Genomic DNA, 17038 nt, shown 5'->3' on the forward strand with positions numbered 1-17038 from the left:
GTTCCCGTCCCCGTGGCGGGGGACGGGAACCGGCCGGCGGGAAGGGCTACTTCAGCCCGGCGGTGGCGATGCCCTGAGTGAAGAAGCGCTGGAGCAGGACGAAGACAAGCAGCACCGGCAGCACCACGAGGAAGGCGCCTGCCATCAGGACGCCGTTGGAACCGTCGGCCTGGGTCGGGTCCGTGGCGAAGGTGGCGAGTGCGACCGGGAGCGTGTACTTGCCCGGGTCGTTGGTGGCGACCAGCGGCCACAGGAAGTTGTTCCAGGAGCCGAGGAACACGAAGATCGACAGTGTCGCCAGGGCCGGCTTGACCAGCGGCAGCACGATCCGCCAGAAGATGTACCACTCGCGGGCGCCGTCCATCCGCGCCGCCTCGAGCAGCTCGTCCGGGATGGCCTGGATGAACTGCCGCATGAGGAAGACGCCGAAGGCCCCTGCCGCGAACGGCAGGATCAGCGCGGCGTAACTGTCGATCAGCCCCATCGCGCTCATCATCACGAACATGGGCAGCAGCATCAGGTTGCCGGGCACCATCAGGGCGCCGAGCACGACACCGAAGATCGGCCGCTTCCCTGCGAAGTTCAGCTTCGCCAGGGCGTAGCCGAGCATCGAGCAGAACAGCAGATTGCAGACGGTCACGAACACGGCCACGAGCAGGGAGTTGAAGAGCGCCTGCCCGACGTCCATCCGGTCGAGCAGTTCCCGGAAGTTGTCCAGGGTCCACTCGGTCGGCCACCACACCGGCGGGCTCGCGCCCAGCTCCCGCTGCGTCTTGAAGGACGACAGTGCCATCCACAGGAACGGCGCGACCGTCACGATCAGCCCGACGGTGAGCAGGACGTACACGAGTGTCCGACGGGCCCGCGCCGCCGGATCCCGCCGCGCCTTGCTCGCCGGGGCCGCGAGCGGGGCCCGGGTCTCGGTCGTGCTCATGAGGTCTTGTCCTTGAGGAGACGGAGCTGGAGCGTCGTGATCGCGAGGACGATCACGAACAGGACGTACGCCATGGCGCTGGCGTAGCCCATGTGGAAGAAGTCGAAGCCCTCGCGGTACATGTGCAGCGAGATCGTCAGGGTGCTGTCGTTCGGGCCGCCGTCGGTCATCACGAACGGCTCCTCGAAGACGTTGAGGAAGCCGATCGTGGTCATGACGGCGACGTAGAGCATGGTGGGCCGAAGCAGCGGCACCGTGATCCTGCGGAACTCCTGGAAGATCCCCGCGCCGTCGATCCGCGCCGCCTCCCGCACCTCCGTCGGAATGGCCTGCAGACCGGCGAGGAAGAGCACCATCGCCGAACCCATGTTGCGCCAGACGGCCATCATGATCAGCGAGGGCATCGCGAGTGTCTCGGAGCCGAGGAAGTCCGGTGTCTGGATGCCGAGTTGGTGGCCGAGGCCCGCGATCAGGCCCTCGCTGGGATCGAGGACGAAGCGCCAGATGACGGCGACCGCCACGATGGCTGTGACGACGGGCGCGTAGAAGCCGACACGGAAGAAGGTGCGCAGCCGGTCGATGCCCGAGTTGAGCAGCACCGCGGCCGCCAGGCCGCCGCCGATCGTGAGCGGCACGCCGAGCACGACGAAGTACGCCGTGTTGAACAGCGCCCTGACGAACTTGTCGTCCTGGAACAGCTTCGTGTAGTTGTCCAGGCCCACGAACTGCGCGGACAGCGGATCAGTGACATTGCGCAGACCGAAGTCGGTGAAGCTCATCAACAGCGTGGCCACGATCGGGAACGCCATGAAGGTGAGGAACAGCACCAGGAACGGTGTGGAGAACAGCCAGCCGGCAAGATGGTGGCGGGACAGCCGGTCCCGACGGCGCCGGCCGGGCCCGGTGCCGTCAGCCTGAGCCTTCGACACCACTGCGTCCTGTCCGGCACCCGGCGCACCGGCCTGTGCGGTGGTGGTGCTCATGGGGTCAGTCCACCAGCCCCTCGGCCGTCTTCTGCAGCGTCTTCGCGGTCGCCGCCGGGTCCGCGCCCTGCGAGATCTTCGCCAGGGCGCCCTCGACGGCCGCGGCGAACTCGTTCCACTTCTCCAGCGGCGGGATCGCCTTCGCCGTGTCGAGCGAGGCCTTGAAGGTGGCGAGCGACTCGCCGCCGCTCCTGAGGGCGGGCTCGTCCCAGGCGGCCTTGTTGGCCGGCAGCGCCCTGTCCGCCTCGTACCACTGGGCCTGCGTCTTCGGCGTGGTGAGGTACTGGGTCAGCTCCTCGGCCGCCGCCTTGTGCGCGCTGTCCTTGAACGTGACCAGGGAGGCGCCGCCGACCCAGGAGGTCGAGGTCTTGTCCGCGGGGACCGGCACGACCTTGTACTTGTCCTTGATCTGCGGCTGCTGATCGGCGATGTTGCGCACCATCCAGGGGCCGGACTGGAACATCGGCCGCTTCCCGGAGGCGAAGTCCTTGGTGACGTCGTACCCGGGCGTGAAGGTCTTCTTGGCGAGACCCTTCTTGAAGTAGCTCGCCCACTCGGTGAACGCCCGTACCGCTTCAGGGGAGTCGAGGGCCGGCTTGCCGTCCTTGCCGATCAGCTCGCCGCCCGCCGAGTACAGGTACTGGACCCAGCTCTGCCAGGCGCCGGTGCTGCTGGGCTGCAGGTCCGTGCCCCACTCGGTGCCCGACTTCTGGTAGGCGGCGGCGAGATCCTGCTGGTCCTTCCACGTGGTGGGGGCCTTGTCGACGCCGGCCTTCTCGGCGAGGTCGGTGCGGTAGTAGAGCGCGCGGGTGTCGGCGTACCAGGGAACGCCGTACGCCGTCCCGTCCTTGACGTTGCTGTCCCAGGTGGCGGGGAAGAAGTCGGACTTCTTGAACGTCTTGCTGTCCACCGGCTCCAGGGCGTCCAGAGCGATGAATTCGCCCATCATCGTGGAGCCCATCTGCGCCATGTCCGGCGTCTTCTTGGCGGCGATGGCCGACACCAGCTTCTGGTGCACGACGTCCCAGCCCACCGGGGTCACCTTGACGGTGATGTTCGGGTGCTGCTTGGTGAACTCGTCGGTGACCGCCTTGAGGCGGGTGCCCTCCTCGCCCATGGCCCACACCGTGAGCGTCTGCTTCTTGTCCGCCGCCACCTGCTCACCCCCGCCGCTCCCACAGGAGGTCAGGGCGAGCGCCGTCACCACCACGGTCGCGGCGACGCTGACGGACTTGGTGCGTGTCATGGGGCCCTCCTACATTCATGTAAGCGCTGTACGTAAGCGCATACATGACCTTGTAGTACGAGGCGGACCGACTCAAGGGGTCTGGAGGTAACGCTTCCGTAAACGTGCGGACATCCGCGAACACGCAGCGGGAAAAGGGCTGTTGTGCCCCGCTCAAACGGTGCGTTCCTGTGCGCATCCGCAGCTCGCCCGGCGGGTCACCGACACCGGCAGCACGCGCAGCTCGGCCGCCCGGTCGCGCTCGTGGAGCCGGGCGATCAGCAGCTCCACCGCCACCTCGCCCAGGTGGCCGGTCGGCTGCCGTACGGTCGTCAGCGTCGGCCGCACCAGACGACTCAGCGGGATCCCGTCGAAGCCGGTCACGGCGATGTCGTCCGGGACGGCGACTCCGCGCGCCTCCAGGGCGTGCAGCGCGCCCACCGCCATCTGGTCGTTGGCGAACACCAGGCCGTCGGGCATGGTCTCGTCCCGGTCCAGCAGCTCAAGTGCGGCCTTGCGGCCCGCGGCCTGGGTGAGGTCACCTCTGGTGTCGGGCGCCTTCGGCAACGGCAGTCCGGCCTCCAGGTGGGCGGCCTGGAAGCCGCGGAAGCGTGCCTCGCCGTCCGGCGAGTCGGCCGGCCCTCCGGCGAAGGCGAGACGGCGCAGCCCGTGGTCGACGATCAGATGCCGTGTCAGCTCCAACTGGCCGTCGAAGTTCGCCACTTCGGCGTGGTCGTAGCCGGCGTGCCGCTCGCCGGCCAGCAGGACGACGGGCTGCCGGCGCCCCACGACGTCGAGGTCCTCATCGGTCAGCGACTGCGCAAGCACGGCCAGACCGTCCACGCGCCCCGCCACCTCGGCGAGTTGCCGGCCTGCCTGGTCGGCGTGCGCGGCCGAGATCAGCAGCGCGTAGCCCTGGCGCCGGGCCGCGCGCTCCATGCCGCGGATGACCTGGTCCGAGTAGAGCACCAGCTCGGCGTCCTCGGCGCCCGCGGCGTGCTCCGCCTCGGTGTCGTGGAAGTCGGGGAAGCAGAGTCCCAGCACGCCGGTCGCCCGGCTGGCGAGTCCGCGGGCGCTGCCGCTCGGTACGTAGCCGAGTTCGCGCGCGGCGGCCAGGACCTTCTCGCGGGTCTCCGCCCGGACCGCGTCGGGGTTGCGGTAGACGCGCGACACGGTCGCGATGGAGACGCCCGCCTGTTCGGCGACGTCGTACACCGTGGGAGTGGTCATCTTGCTGTCTCGCCTCGCCCCTTCGCCCGGCACCTGTGGCGTGCCCGGCTGCCCGCCGTTGTTCCTGAAAGCGCATTCAGCCTACGGTCGGGCGGGTGCCGGGGCAACATACCAGGTGCCGGGTAGTGGCGGCCGGTGATGTCTGTGGCCATGGGCGCGGTCCGATCAGCGGCGCACGTCGTGCAGCACGCGGTGGAGGGGAGTGTCCGGGACCTGGCCGATCCTGGTGCCGGGCATCCAGCCACGGTCGGGCGGCCTGGTGGTCGTTCGTGGGCTCGGCGACGCGGATGCCGGCGTCCATGTAGATGACCGTCATGACACGGCGTGGGACGTTGGCGCGGTTGGGCCCCGCGTGGTGGAAGGCTCACCCGCGGTGGAAGCTCGCGTCGCCGAGCGCGAACGGCTCTGCGACGTTTTCGAAGTTCTGCTCGGTGACGGGTCTTCTTGAGGCGGGCCTCGGACTCGTCGGAGATGGGCAGGTCGCGGCCGTACGCGAAGTGGTGGCTGCCGCGGGCGAAGGCGAGCGGGCCCATCTCCATGGGGGTTTCCTGCAGCGGCAGCCAGACGGTCAAGCAGCGGTCGCAGGACAGCGGCCAGTAGTACTGATCGGCGAGCCAGGGCGTGATGCTGCCGGACGGCTCCTTGCACAGCGCCTGATCGTGGTAGAGCCGCACCCGGTGCACCCGGTGCACCCGGTGCACCCGGTGCACCCGGTGCACCCGGTGCACCCGGTGCAGTGCGGCAGCGGGTAACGGCGAACGGGCGAGGCGCCGTACGCGCTGATACCGATGACCGAACCGACCCGGGAAGCGAGCGGGAGAGCGAGTTGGCCAGGCGACCTTTCGGGCCGGAGGAGAGGGCTCAGCGGCAATCATTCAGGACGACCGGGGCCGAGCCCCGGCGGTGTGGCGTCCTGCGGGTGGCCTTGTTGGAGCCGGCGGAGGCCGCCCGTGCCGAGGGCCGGGCAGTCCCGACGAGAGCGGTCAGGCACCTTCCGTCAGCGTGGCGACGCCGGGGCCGTGGAGATCGTCGAGTGCCGCCCGGCGCCCCATCACAGCCAGAAGCAGGGAGAGCGCAGGCCCCGTCACCTCTGGCCCCGTTCCTAGCGTCAAGTCGGTGTCCGTCGCCCTGAGTCGGAGGCGCGTCAGCAGCTCCTTGGCTCCGCCGAACGATGCAGGAGTGCGTGTCTGCAGGCGGAGTGATCTGACGACGGCCTGCGGGGGGTAGGTGCGGGTGAGGCCGAGGGGTCGGCGGATGTCCTCGCCGTGGACGACTTCTTCGACGAGCCGGCTGTCGAGGGGCGCCGGAGGGGTTGATGTGCGCGATGCCACCTGACGGAACCGCTCCAGGGTCTCCTGCGGTGTACTCCGGCGTTCGCGTTCCACACCGCGGGTGTTCTGACGGTTGAAGCCGAACCGTGCCAGGGCCAGGTCCTTCACGAAACCGAGGCGAGTCGTGCGGGCCGTGTCGATCAGATGGGCGAGCACGTCGTGCACGGTCCACCCATCACAGAGCGACGGCTTCAGCCACTGATCGTCCTTGAGGTGCGCGAGGTCGTCGATCAGCGCCTCACGCTCGGCGTGCACCATTGCCCAGACATCGTCCGTCACAGCTTCTCCTTCATCGGCGCGGAGTCTGCCAGGTAGGACTTCCGGGACTACGGGAACTCATCGTCCGGCGAGCGGGGTACACGTTCCGTGACGAGCAGCCGCTGGTGCGTGGCCCGGTCGGCGCGCGGAAGGCTGAAACCCCTGACTGACCCGACCGGGATTCTCTGACTAAAGTCAGAGATATGGATGCGACGCAGATCGACGGAGTGCGGCGGTTCAACCGCACGGTCACCGAACGTGTGGGCGTGCTTCACGACCACTACCTGGGCCTCGGCCGGCCCGTCGCCGAGGCGCGGCTGCTCTGGGAGATCGGCGTACGGGGCCGGGACGTACGGTGGCTGCGCGAGCACCTCGGGCTCGACTCCGGCTACGTCAGTCGGCTGCTGCGCTCCTTGGAGACGGACGGCCTCGTGACGGTGGAGCCGCAGCCGGAGGACAGGCGCGTGCGCACCGTACGTCTCACTGACGCAGGCCGCGCGGAATACGCCGTGCTCGACCGGCGTAGCGACGAGTTGGCCGGCTCTCTCCTGGAGCCGCTCAACGCCGACCAGCGCGCCCGGCTCGTCGCCGCCATGGCCGAGGTCAACCGGCTGCTGACGGCCGCGACGGTCACGCTGGACGTGGTTGATCCGGAACGCCCGGACGCCCAGCACTGCCTGCGGTCCTACTTCGCGGAAATACAGGAACGCTTCGAGACCGGATTCGATCCCGCGCGGAGCCTGCTGCCCGACGCGGGTGAACTCCGCCCACCGCACGGCCTGTTCCTGGTCGCCCGGCTCCACGGCGAGCCTGTCGGCTGCGCCGGTCTGAAGCTGCCGCCCGGCGCCCCGGCCGAGATCAAACGCATGTGGGTCGATCCCCGCACCCGGGGCCTCGGTCTCGGCCGCCGGTTCCTGGCCGAGCTGGAGGTGCGGGCCGCCCGGCACGGCTGCGACGTACTGCGCCTGGACACCAACAAGGCGCTCACCGCCGCGATCGGCCTGTACCACTCCTGCGGATTCCAGGAGGTCGCCGCCTTCAACGACGAGCCGTACGCCCACCATTGGTTCGAGAAGCGGATCACCACACCACTGTCGGGATGAGGACTTCGACGGACTGGTGGACTGCGTGCCGGATGTTGAACATGTCCGGTGGAGCGGGCGCATCTGCGCCGTGTGGACCGCCTGCGCGGCGGCCGGTTGTAACCTCCCTCTCATGAGCTGGCTGCCGGATGACTTCGTTCACCCCGTCCATGTGCCCGTGCCCCACACCGCGCTGCACCTGCGGCCGATCCGCGAGGCGGACACCGCGCTCGACTACCCGGCCGTGATGGGCTCCCAGGAACGCCTGTGGGAGATCTTCGGTCCGGCCTGGGAATGGCCGAAGAAGACGATGACCTACGAAGAGGACCGCGTCGACCTACTGCGCCACGAGAAGGAGATAGCCGCGCACAAGTCCTTCAACTACGCGCTGCTTGACGAGGAGGAGACGGCGGTCCTCGGCTGCGTCTACATTGATCCGCCCGAGCGCATCGGCTCCGACGGAGAGATCTCCTGGTGGGTGGTGGACGACCTCGTCGGCAGCGAGGCGGAGCGCGCGCTCGACGCGCTGGTGCCCGAGTGGATCGCCACCGGCTGGCCCTTCCGACAGCCTCGTTACCTGGGCCGGGAAATCACCTGGAAGGAGTGGCTGTCGCTGCCGCCCGCCGATTGACGATTCTGTTGGACATCAGCCGCCCGGACCGGCCGGGGAAACCGCACTCGGAGAGCTCGGCCCAGCGGGTGGGGTGCGGTGCTCGTCGCAACGGCGCCCGGTTACGGCGGGTGGTGCGGGTGGGCCCCGGCGCCGGCCAGGCCGCTGAGAGGACAGATGCGGTCGGTCAGGCGTTGGATGCCCGTAGTGCGAGGCGCCGGTGCAACTCGTTGACCGCGGGCACGAGTTCATCGACGGGGCCCTCGACCTCGACCGAGGGAGCGACCTCCTGGATGGTCAGGCTGCGCACGGGCGCCTGGGGGCGGCCCCAATCAGCGAGCCACCCGGACAACTGGGCCGCAGAGGCCACGTACACGATGCGACCCAGCCCGACCCAGGCGTGTGCGGCCGAGCACATCGGGCAGTGCTCACCGGAGGTGTAGACGGTGGCGGCGGCCCGCTCCTGAGGTGAGAGGTTCGCGGCCGCCCAGCGGGCGAGTTCGAACTCGGGGTGGAGGGTGGCGTCGCCGTCGGCCACCCGGTTGCGGTCCTCGGCGCGGACGACTCCGGCGCCGTCCACGAGTACCGAGCCGAAGGGCTCGTCCCCGGCTTCCAGCGCTTCGGCAGCCAACTCGACGCACCGGCGCAAATGGTCCAAGTCGTGGGTGTCCATCAAAGCCCCTCCGGCGCTCGAAACTGATGCGCACGCCATGCTCACACAGGCCTCGGGCAGAGTCCCGCATCGGTGTTGTACTCGGCGGGTCTGCGGCAGCGTGTTGAGCCACCGAGCGGCAGGAGCGCTGCCAGCCGCTGTCGACGTAGGCAGAACCGGTCGAGGGTGGCAGGTGTCGTCGTGTGCGAGCGCCTGATGCCCTGTCAACAGATGGCATTCTGCGCCTGGTTGGGTGCGGGCGTCACGCGGAGACGGTCTCCGAGGTGGTCCCCTTTCCGTTCGCGATCGCTGCGCCCGGCGCTGTCGTCTTCGGGCCGAGGGCGAGGACGTAGACGAACAGGGCGCCCATGACGGCGAGCGCCTGCCCACATGGCCTGCTGCCAGCCGTCGATGAAGGACTGCCGCGCGGCGTGGACCACTTGCTGGGCGTGCGAGCCGGCGCTGCCCGCTGCCTCGACAGCGTTGGCCGGGCCTTCCCGTGCGGCGTCCGCGGTGTTCCGGGGGATGCCGTGCAGCTTTGCCGTCGATGGAGCTTTGGTAGCGGGCCGAGAGGAGCGCGCAGAGCGTGGCGACACCCAGTACGGTGTCCAGTTCGCATACGGGGTCTACGAGGGGCGGGCTGGAGCATGGTGAGTCGCCGGGGGAGTGGGGCGGGGTGCGGGAGCCGTGCGCTCGGTTCGATGTGCGCTGTTCCGCATGGGCCCGGGCGTCAGGCGGTGATGGCGATGTCGCCCTGACTGCGGCGAAGGCCGCCCCGATGTCGGCGGTGGTCAGGTGGGCGTTGATGTGGGCACCTGCCGCGGCGGAGGCGGCCACCTGGCGGTGAGGTCGGTGGCGTTGCCGGCAGCCCACACGTGCGGCACCTCGGTGGCGTCGGCCATGCCGGAGGCGAAGCGGCGGCCCAAGTTGTCGGACAGGTCCTCCATCGGGAGCTTCAGGCCGTCCACGCCCTCGGTGCGGGCCCGCATCCGGGTGGCGACCGCGAGGATGCGGCGAGCCACGAGCGTGCCGTCGGCCAGACGCACCCCGGCGATACCGCCGTCCTCGCTCTTCGGGAGGTCCCGCACCGGGCTGTCGACGACGCGGATGTCGCGGGCGTCGAAGCGTGCGCGGGTGTCCTCGTCCAGCTCGGTGCCGCGGGTGAAGTAGACCAGGCCGTCGGTCAGTTGGCGGAACAGCAGCGCGTGGTGGACCGAGGCGGGGCCGGTGGTGAGGGTGCCGATGGGCTCGTCGCGCACCTCCCAGCCGTGGGAGTTCGGGCGGTGCACGACACCGCGCCCCCAGTGCCGTGCATGGCTTCGGCAGGGCGCATTGCGGGGCGTGCCGCTGCCGATCACGAAGACCGAGCGGCGGGAGTGGGCGAGCATCAGCGCACCGCTCGGACCAGCGGCCCCGCCGCCGATCACCACGGCGTCGACATTCCCCTGGGGCAGTGTGTCGGTCGCGTACGCGGAAGCCGTCACCGTCATGTCCTCGCACCCTCTCGCTCGGGCGTGACCTCAGCCTTTCCGGGTCACCTCGTAACCGAACGTAACCCCCAGTTGCATGTCGGGCATACGATGTTGCCTATGACGCAAAATGATGGGGAGCTGGACAGCCTCGTACGCAAACGGATCCGCGCCCTGCGCGTGGCACAGGGCTGGTCCCTGGAGGAACTGGCCACCCGCGCCAAAGTCAGCCAGTCAACGCTCTCCCGCATCGAGAACGGCCAGCGCCGCCTCGCCCTGGATCAGCTGGTCACCCTCGCCCGCGCTCTCGACACATCTCTCGACCAGCTCGTGGAGAACGCCTCCGACGACGTCATCACGAGTCCCATGATCGACGCGGCCCACGGCGTGATGCGCTGGCCCGTCAAGGGCGACCCCGGCATGAGCGTCGTGCGCCAGCGCATGACCGAGCCACCGCCGGACAACCCCTCGCGCATGCGTGCGCACCCTGGCCGGGAATGGCTCGTCGTCCTGTCCGGCACCGCGATCCTCATGCTGGGCCACCGCAGGTTCCGCGTCGAGACCAACCAGGCCGCGGAGTTCCCCACCATGCTCCCGCACGCCATCGGCGCCGAGGGCGGCCCCTGCGAGATCCTGGGCATCTTCGACCGCGACGCCCGCCGCGGCCACCAGCGCGACAGCGGCAGCAAGGGAGCCGGCGGCGACTTCGAACCGGGCGGCCCCTGCTCCTGAGCTCGTGCCGCGGCAGAAGTTTTGCCACACACCCGCACACCCGACCGCCCACACACCCGCCCAGCAGAATGCCGCCGACACCGGCAGCCAGGCAGACACCTTCGACCTGGAGGCGGAAGTACTCACCGCGCGCGTCACCGCCATCGCCGGCCGCGCAACGCAGTCGCTGTCGCCACGGCCAGCGACGACACGTGGCGACGCGTGACGCGGGGTTTGGTGACTGACTGGCAGCGCGTGCATCTCTTGGGTCACTGCTGTCGGGCAGAGTTTGCAGGGGAAGCGGTGCCCCGGGCTCCGCGAAGGCGGCAACGGTTGGACCTGTCGGGGCAGTTCTTTCCCTTCAGGCCGGCTTGGCGTGAGGTTGTGCCGCTGTGGCGGCCGGAACATCAGGTGAGTGCTCAGAAGGCTCTGCCACCAGCGGATTTGCCCGCAAGTGAGGCGCCGGTCGGGCCGGGTCGAACGGGTTCGGTGCCGAGATGAGTGCCCGCTCAAGATGACGTGGAGCGGATTGGGAGTAGCGTTTACCACTGAGACCGCAACCCGGGACGCGCCACTTCGGCGAAGTCTTCTCGCGGTGGACAGCTCGACTGTTGCTGCGGGGTTCGCGCGTAGAGCCGTACACGGCCGACACGGTCGGTGGATGGCTACGGCGTGTCTCTCAAATCCAGAGCGGTGACATTTCGACCGCGCGCCCCTGATCCTTCTTGCGTGCGCGGCCATCCATCTCGCGTTCGGGTGCGCGAGACGATGGAAGGGAGAAAAATCTCATGCGAGCACTTCGCGTGAAGCGCCTCTTCGCAGTGACCGCCACCGGAGTTCTGATGGCGGGCGGCGCCGCGATCGGCACAGCGGGGACGGCCTCGGCCAACACAGGCTCGACCCACCACAACTCCGGCTACAACGACTGCTACAACCGTGGTTGGGGCTGGAGCTGGCACAACAACGACTGCCGCTACTACGGCCACCACCGATACGGTGGCTACAACCGCGGCTACTACAACAACTACAACAACTACGGCTACGGCGGCTACGGTCGTGGTGGCTACAACAACTACAACAACTACGGCTACGGCGGCTACGGCGGCTACGGCGGCTACGGCGGCGGCAACTACGGTGGCGGCGGCTACGGCGGCGGTAACTACGGTGGCGGCGGCTACGGCGGCGGCGGTGGCTACGGCGGTGGCGGTGGCTACGGCGGCGGCGGCGGCGGTGGCGGTGGCTACGGCGGCGGCGGCGGCGGTGGCGGCGGCTACGGCGGCGGCGGTGGCGGCGGACGCTGACTGTCTGCCTGCTGAGAGAGCGGTGTGCGGGCCCGGTTAGCGCCGGGGCCGCACACTGCGTTACTCCCAGACTCGCCCACACAGCGAGAGCGCGGCATCCGCGGGTACGACATAGCGGGGGACATGGAATTCGGTCGCTGCCACAGGCGGATGCTTCTAGTCTGCGTCGGGTGATGACAGCTGACGACGTGCTGTGCGTTCTAACTCTTTTGCGCCGGACGACCGTTGACGTCTGGATCGGTGGAGGGTGGGGAATCGATGCTCTGCTCGGCGAGCAGACCCGAGACCACCGCGACCTGGACTTGATGCACCGGCAGGACCAGGAAGCCGCCGCGCTGGGGGCCCTTGGTGAGGTGGGCTTCGTGGAGAGTGTGGATCGGAGGCCCATCCGATTCGTCATGGCAGCTGCGGACGGACGGGAGATCGACCTTCACCCGCTGGTCTTTGCCGACGACGGCTCAGCAGTGCAGGCATCACCCGAACCGCAGCGCCCTTTCACCTATCCCTGCTCGTGTTTCGTGACCGGCACCATCAAGGGAACGCCCGTCCCGTGCTTGTCCGCCGAGTAGCAGGTCCACTTCCACCAGGGATACGAGCCGTCTGAACGCGATCGGCACGACATGGCACAACTGCGCCGCGTCTTCGGGATCACCACGCATTTCTGATCCAGCCTGATCCAAACGAAAGGCCCTAGCGTTCCGCCTTCTCCCACGGTCTGACCCCGAGCTTTCCGGTGGTTCCGAGGTCGAGGTGCGGGGTTACCGTCACCGGGTCGGCACCCGCCTTCGCCCGGACGCGCACATGGGGAACGTTCACTGCCGTACCGGCCTCGGTGGTGTTGCGCCACACCAGGCCGGCGGTTGCCGACTCGCCGGGCTCGAGCATGACGGGCCGTGGCTGCTCGTCGGGCCCGGCGCCGGTGGTGATGTCGCCGCTGCCGTCGAGGATCTGGATGCCGTGGACAGGGTTGAGGTCGTCGTCCAGGAGTTCCAGGAGTGGGTATCCGTCGACGGTGTAGTCGCGCGCGCCGCAGTTGTCGAGGTGGAGCCCCACGACGCGCAGTCCCATGGCCGCGTCGCCCTTGTCGGCGCTGACCCGGATGCCGGAGGCGGGGCACGTGCCCGTCGCGGCAGGCGCCTCGCCTGCGGGGACCTTGGTCACTTCGAGGACCTTTGCCCCCGTCACCCGAGGGGCGGCGGGCGGCAGTTCTCCGGCCCGGACGGTGCCTCGCACGGTCTTTCCGGGGCCGACGTCGCGCACGGTCACGGTTTGGTTGGTCATGGCCCCGCCGTCACCGCTCATGAAGGTGAAGACGACTGAGTAGGTCAGGGTCTTGGTGCCCTTGTTGGCGACCTCGTAGGAGGCAATGACCCCCGAGTCCACGGGGAGGCTGTCGGCGGAGACGGAAGTGGTGCGGGTGGGCGAGGGGGAGACCGAGGGGAAGGTCAGAGATGTGATCCGTACGCCGTCCTTGCCCGGGTCGTCGACCTGTGTGTGGGGCGGGGGTTCGCAGGCCGTGAAGAGCAGGGCGGTCGCGGCCAGGGCCGGCAGAAGGGAAACGGATCTTCGCATTCATTCACTTCATCAGGGCGCGAGCCACACGCGCGTGGCGGAGGCCATAATTCCGGCCACGAGAGTGCTACAGGTGGGTATTTGACGACGAGTGGCTTTTCCACACCGGCCGGCCCATCGGCGTACCTGCCATGCCCTGGCTCGCTGCCTCGCCGCCATTCAGTCGGTGGCGTGGCGGGGTGCCTTCCGCGGGATGCAGAAGAGCGCAAGGGCGGCGGCCGTCAGGTAAGCGGCCGAACCGATGGCCATGCTGGTCCGCAGCCCGGTGGTGAAGTTGCCTGTGGAGGCCAGTAGGGAGCCTCCCAGCGCGACACCTGTGGCACTGCCGACCTGGCGGGTGGTGTTGAACAGGGCGGAGGCGGTGCCGGAGTACTTGTCAGGGGCGGCCGCCATCACGGTGGTCGTTGACCCGGTGAGGGCGAAGGACGTACCGAAGCCCGCCGCCATCATCGGCGCCACGAGCAGTACATAGCTCGGGTTCGGTCCGGCCGCGGCCCAGCCGGCCAGGCCTGCCCCTCCAAGAAGTAAGCCGGTGACCACAAGCGGGCGGTGTCCGGTGCGGCGTGCCAGCCGTCCGGACAGGACGGAGGCGAACATCGTCATGGCCACTGCCGGGAAAAGGGCGAACCCGGTGCGCAGCGCGGTCAGGCCGCGCTGATGCTGGAAGTACAGGCTGGCGGTGAAGATCATCCCGTAGAAGGCGAAGTTGAACAGCAGGCCGATGACCGCTCCTCCGCTCATCGCGCGGGAGCGCAGCAGCCGCAGGGGCAGCACGGGGGTGCGGGCCAGGTGCTCCCGCAGGACGAACGCGGCTGCTGCCAGCAGGCACAGGCCGGCCCCGGTCAGGATCAGTGGGTCCGTCCAGCCGCGTCGTCCGGCCTCGTTCAGTACGGCGGTCAGCAGGGCCACCGTCGCGATGATCGCGCACTGGGCCGGCCAGTCCACGGGGCGGTCCGTGCGCCGGGCCGAAGGGGGCACGCGGCGCAGCGTGAGCAGCAAACAGACGCATCCGACGGGCAGGTTGATGAAGAACACCCAGCGCCAGCCCACGGTCGTGACGAGGAGGCCGCCCAGGAGGGGCCCGGCCGAGGCGGCGATGCCGGCCATGGAGCCCCACAGGCCGAAGGCCCGGGAGCGTTCGACGGGGGAGGGATACGCCTGCTGGAGGAGAGCGAGGGAGGCGGGCACGATCATTGCCGCGCCGGCGCCTTCCAGCAGCCGGGCGGCGATCAGAGTCCCGGTGCTCCGGGCCAGTCCGCAGCCGGCCGAGGCGACGGTGAACACCACCACCCCGGTGCAGAAGATCCGGCGATTGCCCAACCGGTCTCCCAACGCGCCGCCGGTGAGCAGGAGGCCGGCGAAGATCAGGGTGTAGCTGTTGGTGATCCACTGAATCCCTGTCAGCGACGCCGACAGTTCCCGCCCCATCGCCGGAACGGCGACGTTGATGACGGTCACGTCCAAAATAACCATGAAGTAGCCCGCGCAGACAGCGAGCAGCGGGGCCAGGGAACGGCCCGAAGCCGCAGACCTGTCCGGTCCACGGGTCTGGGGACCACCGGCACGCACCATGTCAGCACCGTAGATCAGGAACACGCCTCCCTCGGCAGACCCGCGCCGTGTCAAGGTCTTACGGACCGCCTGCCCGCATCGAACGCGAGCAATGTTCCAGACCTTGGGTGTGGCACACACCTGAGGACTGCACTCAGCCTTGACTCTGCTGCTTGAGATTGATGCGGGCGGCGTTGCGGATCCGCTTGGTGCGACCTCGGGCGGCGAGGATTTCCAGGGCGGCCGCGTTCGACGCTTCGGCCGTTTTACGCTGGAGCCAGTCAGATGAGTCGAGCAAAGCATCCGGACGCCACGACTGCCTGAGCGTGACGGCCCGGAAGAGAGACCATCCGTGAAGGCGCCGGGTCAGGAACGGGTAGCGTGCCGTCGCCTGGGTCATCTTCGTGGCCCAGGACTCGTAGGCGGGTCCGGAGTGGAGGTCGGCGGCTCGGCTGTCCAGATACCGCAGGACGGCGGACCGGGCCATCGTCTCGTCCGGGTCGGTGAGTACTTCGCTGACCAGGTCGACCTCGTCGGCCTCCGTGACCTGCTCAAACTCCCTCAGGTAGGTCCAGAAGCGCAGGTGCTCCGCGGGTTCTTCCTCCTGCCTTGCGTCGTGGTGATTCATGGCAGTACCTCGGACACCTTCGGCGACTTGCGGCACCACGGCGGCAGGATCTTCGCGGAGAACCGCCGCCTCTCGCCGGTCCCGGCCGCCAACTCGGCTATGGACTCGTGGAGTTCGGCGTCCTCGTAGGCCTGGCGCATCACAGGATGATCCTGGCTCGCCGATGGGCAATTGGGCCAGCCGATTTCGAAGTCACGATGCTCGCCAATGACAACGACCGTGCCACGACACACCTGCGTCTTCACCGCTGGGAGGCCCGAGTCGGAATCTGAATCCGACTCGGCAGTGGGCAACCGTCGGTCGGCGGACCGGCCGTCTGTCGGCGGGGTGTCGGCATCCGTCACGGCGGTCGGTGATCCGTAGGCGATGTGTCGGTTCGCGCTGGAACTGTGGATGGCAAGCTGCTCCCTCAGGAGCGGCCGCAACCGTCTCGCCCCTTCGGATCCAGGGAGCCTCCCGTCATGTCGCCCACTTTCTCCACTCCGCCCTGGAATGTTCACCGGCTGCCGCGCGCAGAAGGCAGCGTCTTCTTGGTCACCGGCGGCAACGCCGGTATCGGGTACTTCATCGCGGAGCAGCTTTCAGCGACGGGAGCCACGGTCGTGCTGGGCTGTCGGGACCCGGCGAGAGCCGAAGCCGCCGTGACATCGATCCGCTCTCGCGTGCCCGACGCGCAGGTACGGGCAATCCGGCTGGACCTCGCTGACCTGTCGTCGCTCAGCGCGGCAGTGGAATCCCTGGAGGTGAGTGCTCTGCATGCGGTGGTCCACAATGCGGGCGTCGCGCTCGACGACCCGCCGCGTCGCGAGACAGGGGATGGTCATGAACTCATGTTCGGGACGAATCACTTCGGGCATTTCGCGCTGACCGGTCTGCTGATGCCGCTGCTGTCGGCTGCACCTGCGGCGCGTGTCGTGACCGTCGGTAGTTTCGCGGCGAAATCGGAACGGCTGGACCTGGACGACCTCCAGTCCCGGCGGGACTACCAGGCCAAACGCACCTACGGACGAACCAAGCTGGCCCAGATGTACTTCGGGCTCGAACTCGACCGCCGCCTGCGCACTCTCGGCAGTTCGGTGGAGAGCGCAGTGGTCCATCCCGGCGGCGCCCTGGACGCCCTCACTCCGTCACGGCCGCCGGTCCATGTGCGAAGCCTCGGCGCGCGGCTGCGCGCGGCACCCGCCGCGCTGCTCGTCCAAGGCAAGCACGCCGGCGCCTGGCCGGCGGTGCGAGCGGTGCTCGACCCGGCCGTGCGCGGAGGACAGCTCTGGGGGCCACGCCTGTTCGGCCTGCGCGGCGCACCCCGACAAGAAGCGGTATGGAGCCATCTCGCCGACACCGCCGTCGCGGCGGGTCTCTGGGACGCCAGCTGCGACCTGACCGACCACCTTCGAAACCTGGGCGCGCGACCATCTGCGCGCGGACGCCTGACGTGGCCCCTGTGACGCTTCGAATTCGAAAGCAAATTCCCCTGTCGGGCGTGGCCGCACGTGGGGAGGAA

The 17038-nt window shown here is 68.9% G+C and carries 16 protein-coding genes and 2 pseudogenes; 6 read left to right on the top strand and 12 right to left on the bottom strand.

The genetic code is table 11. The annotated features are described in order from the left end of the window. Positions 1–46: 46 nt before the first annotated feature. The 6 genes from OG698_RS44255 to OG698_RS44280 all read right to left on the bottom strand — a co-directional run bounded on the left by OG698_RS44255 (position 47) and on the right by OG698_RS44280 (position 5961). Complete coding sequence (locus tag OG698_RS44255) at positions 47–934, bottom strand: carbohydrate ABC transporter permease (RefSeq protein WP_406109795.1); 888 nt, start codon at positions 932–934, stop codon at positions 47–49. Then, positions 931–1917, bottom strand: a complete 987-nt coding sequence (locus tag OG698_RS44260; RefSeq protein ID WP_406109796.1) for a carbohydrate ABC transporter permease — start codon at positions 1915–1917, stop codon at positions 931–933. Before OG698_RS44260 ends, OG698_RS44255 begins: the two co-directional genes overlap by 4 nt. Positions 1918–1921: 4 nt before the next feature. Continuing rightward, positions 1922–3163, bottom strand: coding sequence for an extracellular solute-binding protein (locus tag OG698_RS44265; RefSeq protein ID WP_406109797.1), 1242 nt, complete (start codon positions 3161–3163; stop codon positions 1922–1924). Between the two features lie 153 nt (positions 3164–3316). Next, a complete protein-coding gene (locus OG698_RS44270; RefSeq protein WP_406109798.1) occupies positions 3317–4372 on the bottom strand; it encodes a LacI family DNA-binding transcriptional regulator in 1056 nt (351 codons plus the stop codon). After that, positions 4369–5247, bottom strand: a complete 879-nt coding sequence (locus OG698_RS44275) for a phytanoyl-CoA dioxygenase family protein (protein ID WP_406109799.1) — start codon at positions 5245–5247, stop codon at positions 4369–4371. The genes OG698_RS44270 and OG698_RS44275 overlap by 4 nt, the downstream gene beginning before the upstream one ends. Positions 5248–5355: 108 nt before the next feature. Further along, the gene (locus OG698_RS44280; RefSeq protein WP_406111625.1) at positions 5356–5961 is read right to left on the bottom strand and encodes a maleylpyruvate isomerase family mycothiol-dependent enzyme; all 606 of its coding nucleotides are present in this window, start codon (positions 5959–5961) and stop codon (positions 5356–5358) included. A 203-nt stretch (positions 5962–6164) separates the two neighbouring features. On the opposite strand from OG698_RS44280, the gene OG698_RS44285 reads away from it, so the two are divergent. Both OG698_RS44285 and OG698_RS44290 read left to right on the top strand, forming a co-directional pair. Beyond that, entirely contained in the window at positions 6165–7064 is a 900-nt protein-coding gene (locus OG698_RS44285) for a GNAT family N-acetyltransferase (protein ID WP_406109800.1), read from the top strand. A 112-nt stretch (positions 7065–7176) separates the two neighbouring features. Beyond that, complete coding sequence (locus tag OG698_RS44290) at positions 7177–7674, top strand: GNAT family N-acetyltransferase (RefSeq protein ID WP_406109801.1); 498 nt, start codon at positions 7177–7179, stop codon at positions 7672–7674. Between the two features lie 166 nt (positions 7675–7840). On the opposite strand, the gene OG698_RS44295 is transcribed toward OG698_RS44290, so the two are convergent. Together OG698_RS44295 and OG698_RS44300 are read right to left on the bottom strand one after the other, a co-directional pair. Next, positions 7841–8326 (bottom strand): nucleoside deaminase, encoded by a 486-nt coding sequence (locus tag OG698_RS44295; protein ID WP_406111627.1) that lies wholly within the window; start codon positions 8324–8326, stop codon positions 7841–7843. 720 nt (positions 8327–9046) lie between these two features. Continuing rightward, a pseudogene (locus OG698_RS44300) lies at positions 9047–9795 on the bottom strand (thioredoxin reductase); the annotation flags it as partial. Between the two features lie 90 nt (positions 9796–9885). On the opposite strand from OG698_RS44300, the gene OG698_RS44305 reads away from it, so the two are divergent. The 3 genes and pseudogenes from OG698_RS44305 (at position 9886) to OG698_RS44315 (ending at position 12451) form a co-directional block, all read left to right on the top strand. Continuing rightward, entirely contained in the window at positions 9886–10506 is a 621-nt protein-coding gene (locus OG698_RS44305; RefSeq protein ID WP_406109802.1) for a helix-turn-helix domain-containing protein, read from the top strand. A 767-nt stretch (positions 10507–11273) separates the two neighbouring features. Then, positions 11274–11786 carry a hypothetical protein gene (locus OG698_RS44310; protein WP_406109803.1) on the top strand — a complete coding sequence of 171 codons (513 nt, stop codon included), beginning with the start codon at positions 11274–11276 and terminating at the stop codon, positions 11784–11786. 173 nt (positions 11787–11959) lie between these two features. Beyond that, positions 11960–12451 (top strand): annotated as a pseudogene (locus tag OG698_RS44315) (nucleotidyltransferase domain-containing protein). Positions 12452–12476: 25 nt separating this feature from the next. Here OG698_RS44315 and OG698_RS44320 read toward each other — a convergent pair. The 4 genes from OG698_RS44320 to OG698_RS44335 form a co-directional block, all read right to left on the bottom strand. After that, on the bottom strand, positions 12477–13358 hold the full coding sequence (locus OG698_RS44320; protein ID WP_406109804.1) for a DUF4232 domain-containing protein: 882 nt from the start codon (positions 13356–13358) through the stop codon (positions 12477–12479). 159 nt (positions 13359–13517) lie between these two features. After that, positions 13518–14930 carry an MFS transporter gene (locus OG698_RS44325; RefSeq protein ID WP_406109805.1) on the bottom strand — a complete coding sequence of 471 codons (1413 nt, stop codon included), beginning with the start codon at positions 14928–14930 and terminating at the stop codon, positions 13518–13520. A 133-nt stretch (positions 14931–15063) separates the two neighbouring features. Then, the gene (locus OG698_RS44330) at positions 15064–15537 is read right to left on the bottom strand and encodes a hypothetical protein (RefSeq protein WP_406109806.1); all 474 of its coding nucleotides are present in this window, start codon (positions 15535–15537) and stop codon (positions 15064–15066) included. After that, complete coding sequence (locus OG698_RS44335; protein ID WP_406111778.1) at positions 15534–15677, bottom strand: hypothetical protein; 144 nt, start codon at positions 15675–15677, stop codon at positions 15534–15536. The genes OG698_RS44330 and OG698_RS44335 overlap by 4 nt, the downstream gene beginning before the upstream one ends. A gap of 321 nt (positions 15678–15998) precedes the next feature. On the opposite strand from OG698_RS44335, the gene OG698_RS44340 reads away from it, so the two are divergent. Beyond that, positions 15999–16982: an SDR family NAD(P)-dependent oxidoreductase gene (locus tag OG698_RS44340; RefSeq protein WP_406109807.1), complete on the top strand. Its 984-nt coding sequence runs from the start codon at positions 15999–16001 to the stop codon at positions 16980–16982. Positions 16983–17038 lie beyond the last annotated feature (56 nt).

It is taken from the genome of Streptomyces sp. NBC_01003 (assembly GCF_045162695.1).
GTDB lineage: Bacteria > Actinomycetota > Actinomycetes > Streptomycetales > Streptomycetaceae > Streptomyces.

Excerpts from the sequence above, each read along its gene's own strand:
- OG698_RS44255 (WP_406109795.1), bottom strand. The coding sequence starts at position 934 with ATGAGCACGACCGAGACCCGGGCCCCGCTCGCGGCCCCGGCGAGCAAG.
- OG698_RS44260 (WP_406109796.1), bottom strand. The coding sequence starts at position 1,917 with ATGAGCACCACCACCGCACAGGCCGGTGCGCCGGGTGCCGGACAGGAC.
- OG698_RS44265 (WP_406109797.1), bottom strand. The coding sequence starts at position 3,163 with ATGACACGCACCAAGTCCGTCAGCGTCGCCGCGACCGTGGTGGTGACG.
- OG698_RS44270 (WP_406109798.1), bottom strand. The coding sequence starts at position 4,372 with ATGACCACTCCCACGGTGTACGACGTCGCCGAACAGGCGGGCGTCTCC.
- OG698_RS44275 (WP_406109799.1), bottom strand. The coding sequence starts at position 5,247 with ATGATTGCCGCTGAGCCCTCTCCTCCGGCCCGAAAGGTCGCCTGGCCA.
- OG698_RS44280 (WP_406111625.1), bottom strand. The coding sequence starts at position 5,961 with ATGGTGCACGCCGAGCGTGAGGCGCTGATCGACGACCTCGCGCACCTC.
- OG698_RS44285 (WP_406109800.1), top strand. The coding sequence starts at position 6,165 with ATGGATGCGACGCAGATCGACGGAGTGCGGCGGTTCAACCGCACGGTC.
- OG698_RS44290 (WP_406109801.1), top strand. The coding sequence starts at position 7,177 with ATGAGCTGGCTGCCGGATGACTTCGTTCACCCCGTCCATGTGCCCGTG.
- OG698_RS44295 (WP_406111627.1), bottom strand. The coding sequence starts at position 8,326 with ATGGACACCCACGACTTGGACCATTTGCGCCGGTGCGTCGAGTTGGCT.
- OG698_RS44305 (WP_406109802.1), top strand. The coding sequence starts at position 9,886 with ATGTTGCCTATGACGCAAAATGATGGGGAGCTGGACAGCCTCGTACGC.
- OG698_RS44310 (WP_406109803.1), top strand. The coding sequence starts at position 11,274 with ATGCGAGCACTTCGCGTGAAGCGCCTCTTCGCAGTGACCGCCACCGGA.
- OG698_RS44320 (WP_406109804.1), bottom strand. The coding sequence starts at position 13,358 with ATGCGAAGATCCGTTTCCCTTCTGCCGGCCCTGGCCGCGACCGCCCTG.
- OG698_RS44325 (WP_406109805.1), bottom strand. The coding sequence starts at position 14,930 with ATGGTGCGTGCCGGTGGTCCCCAGACCCGTGGACCGGACAGGTCTGCG.
- OG698_RS44330 (WP_406109806.1), bottom strand. The coding sequence starts at position 15,537 with ATGAATCACCACGACGCAAGGCAGGAGGAAGAACCCGCGGAGCACCTG.
- OG698_RS44335 (WP_406111778.1), bottom strand. The coding sequence starts at position 15,677 with ATGCGCCAGGCCTACGAGGACGCCGAACTCCACGAGTCCATAGCCGAG.
- OG698_RS44340 (WP_406109807.1), top strand. The coding sequence starts at position 15,999 with ATGTCGCCCACTTTCTCCACTCCGCCCTGGAATGTTCACCGGCTGCCG.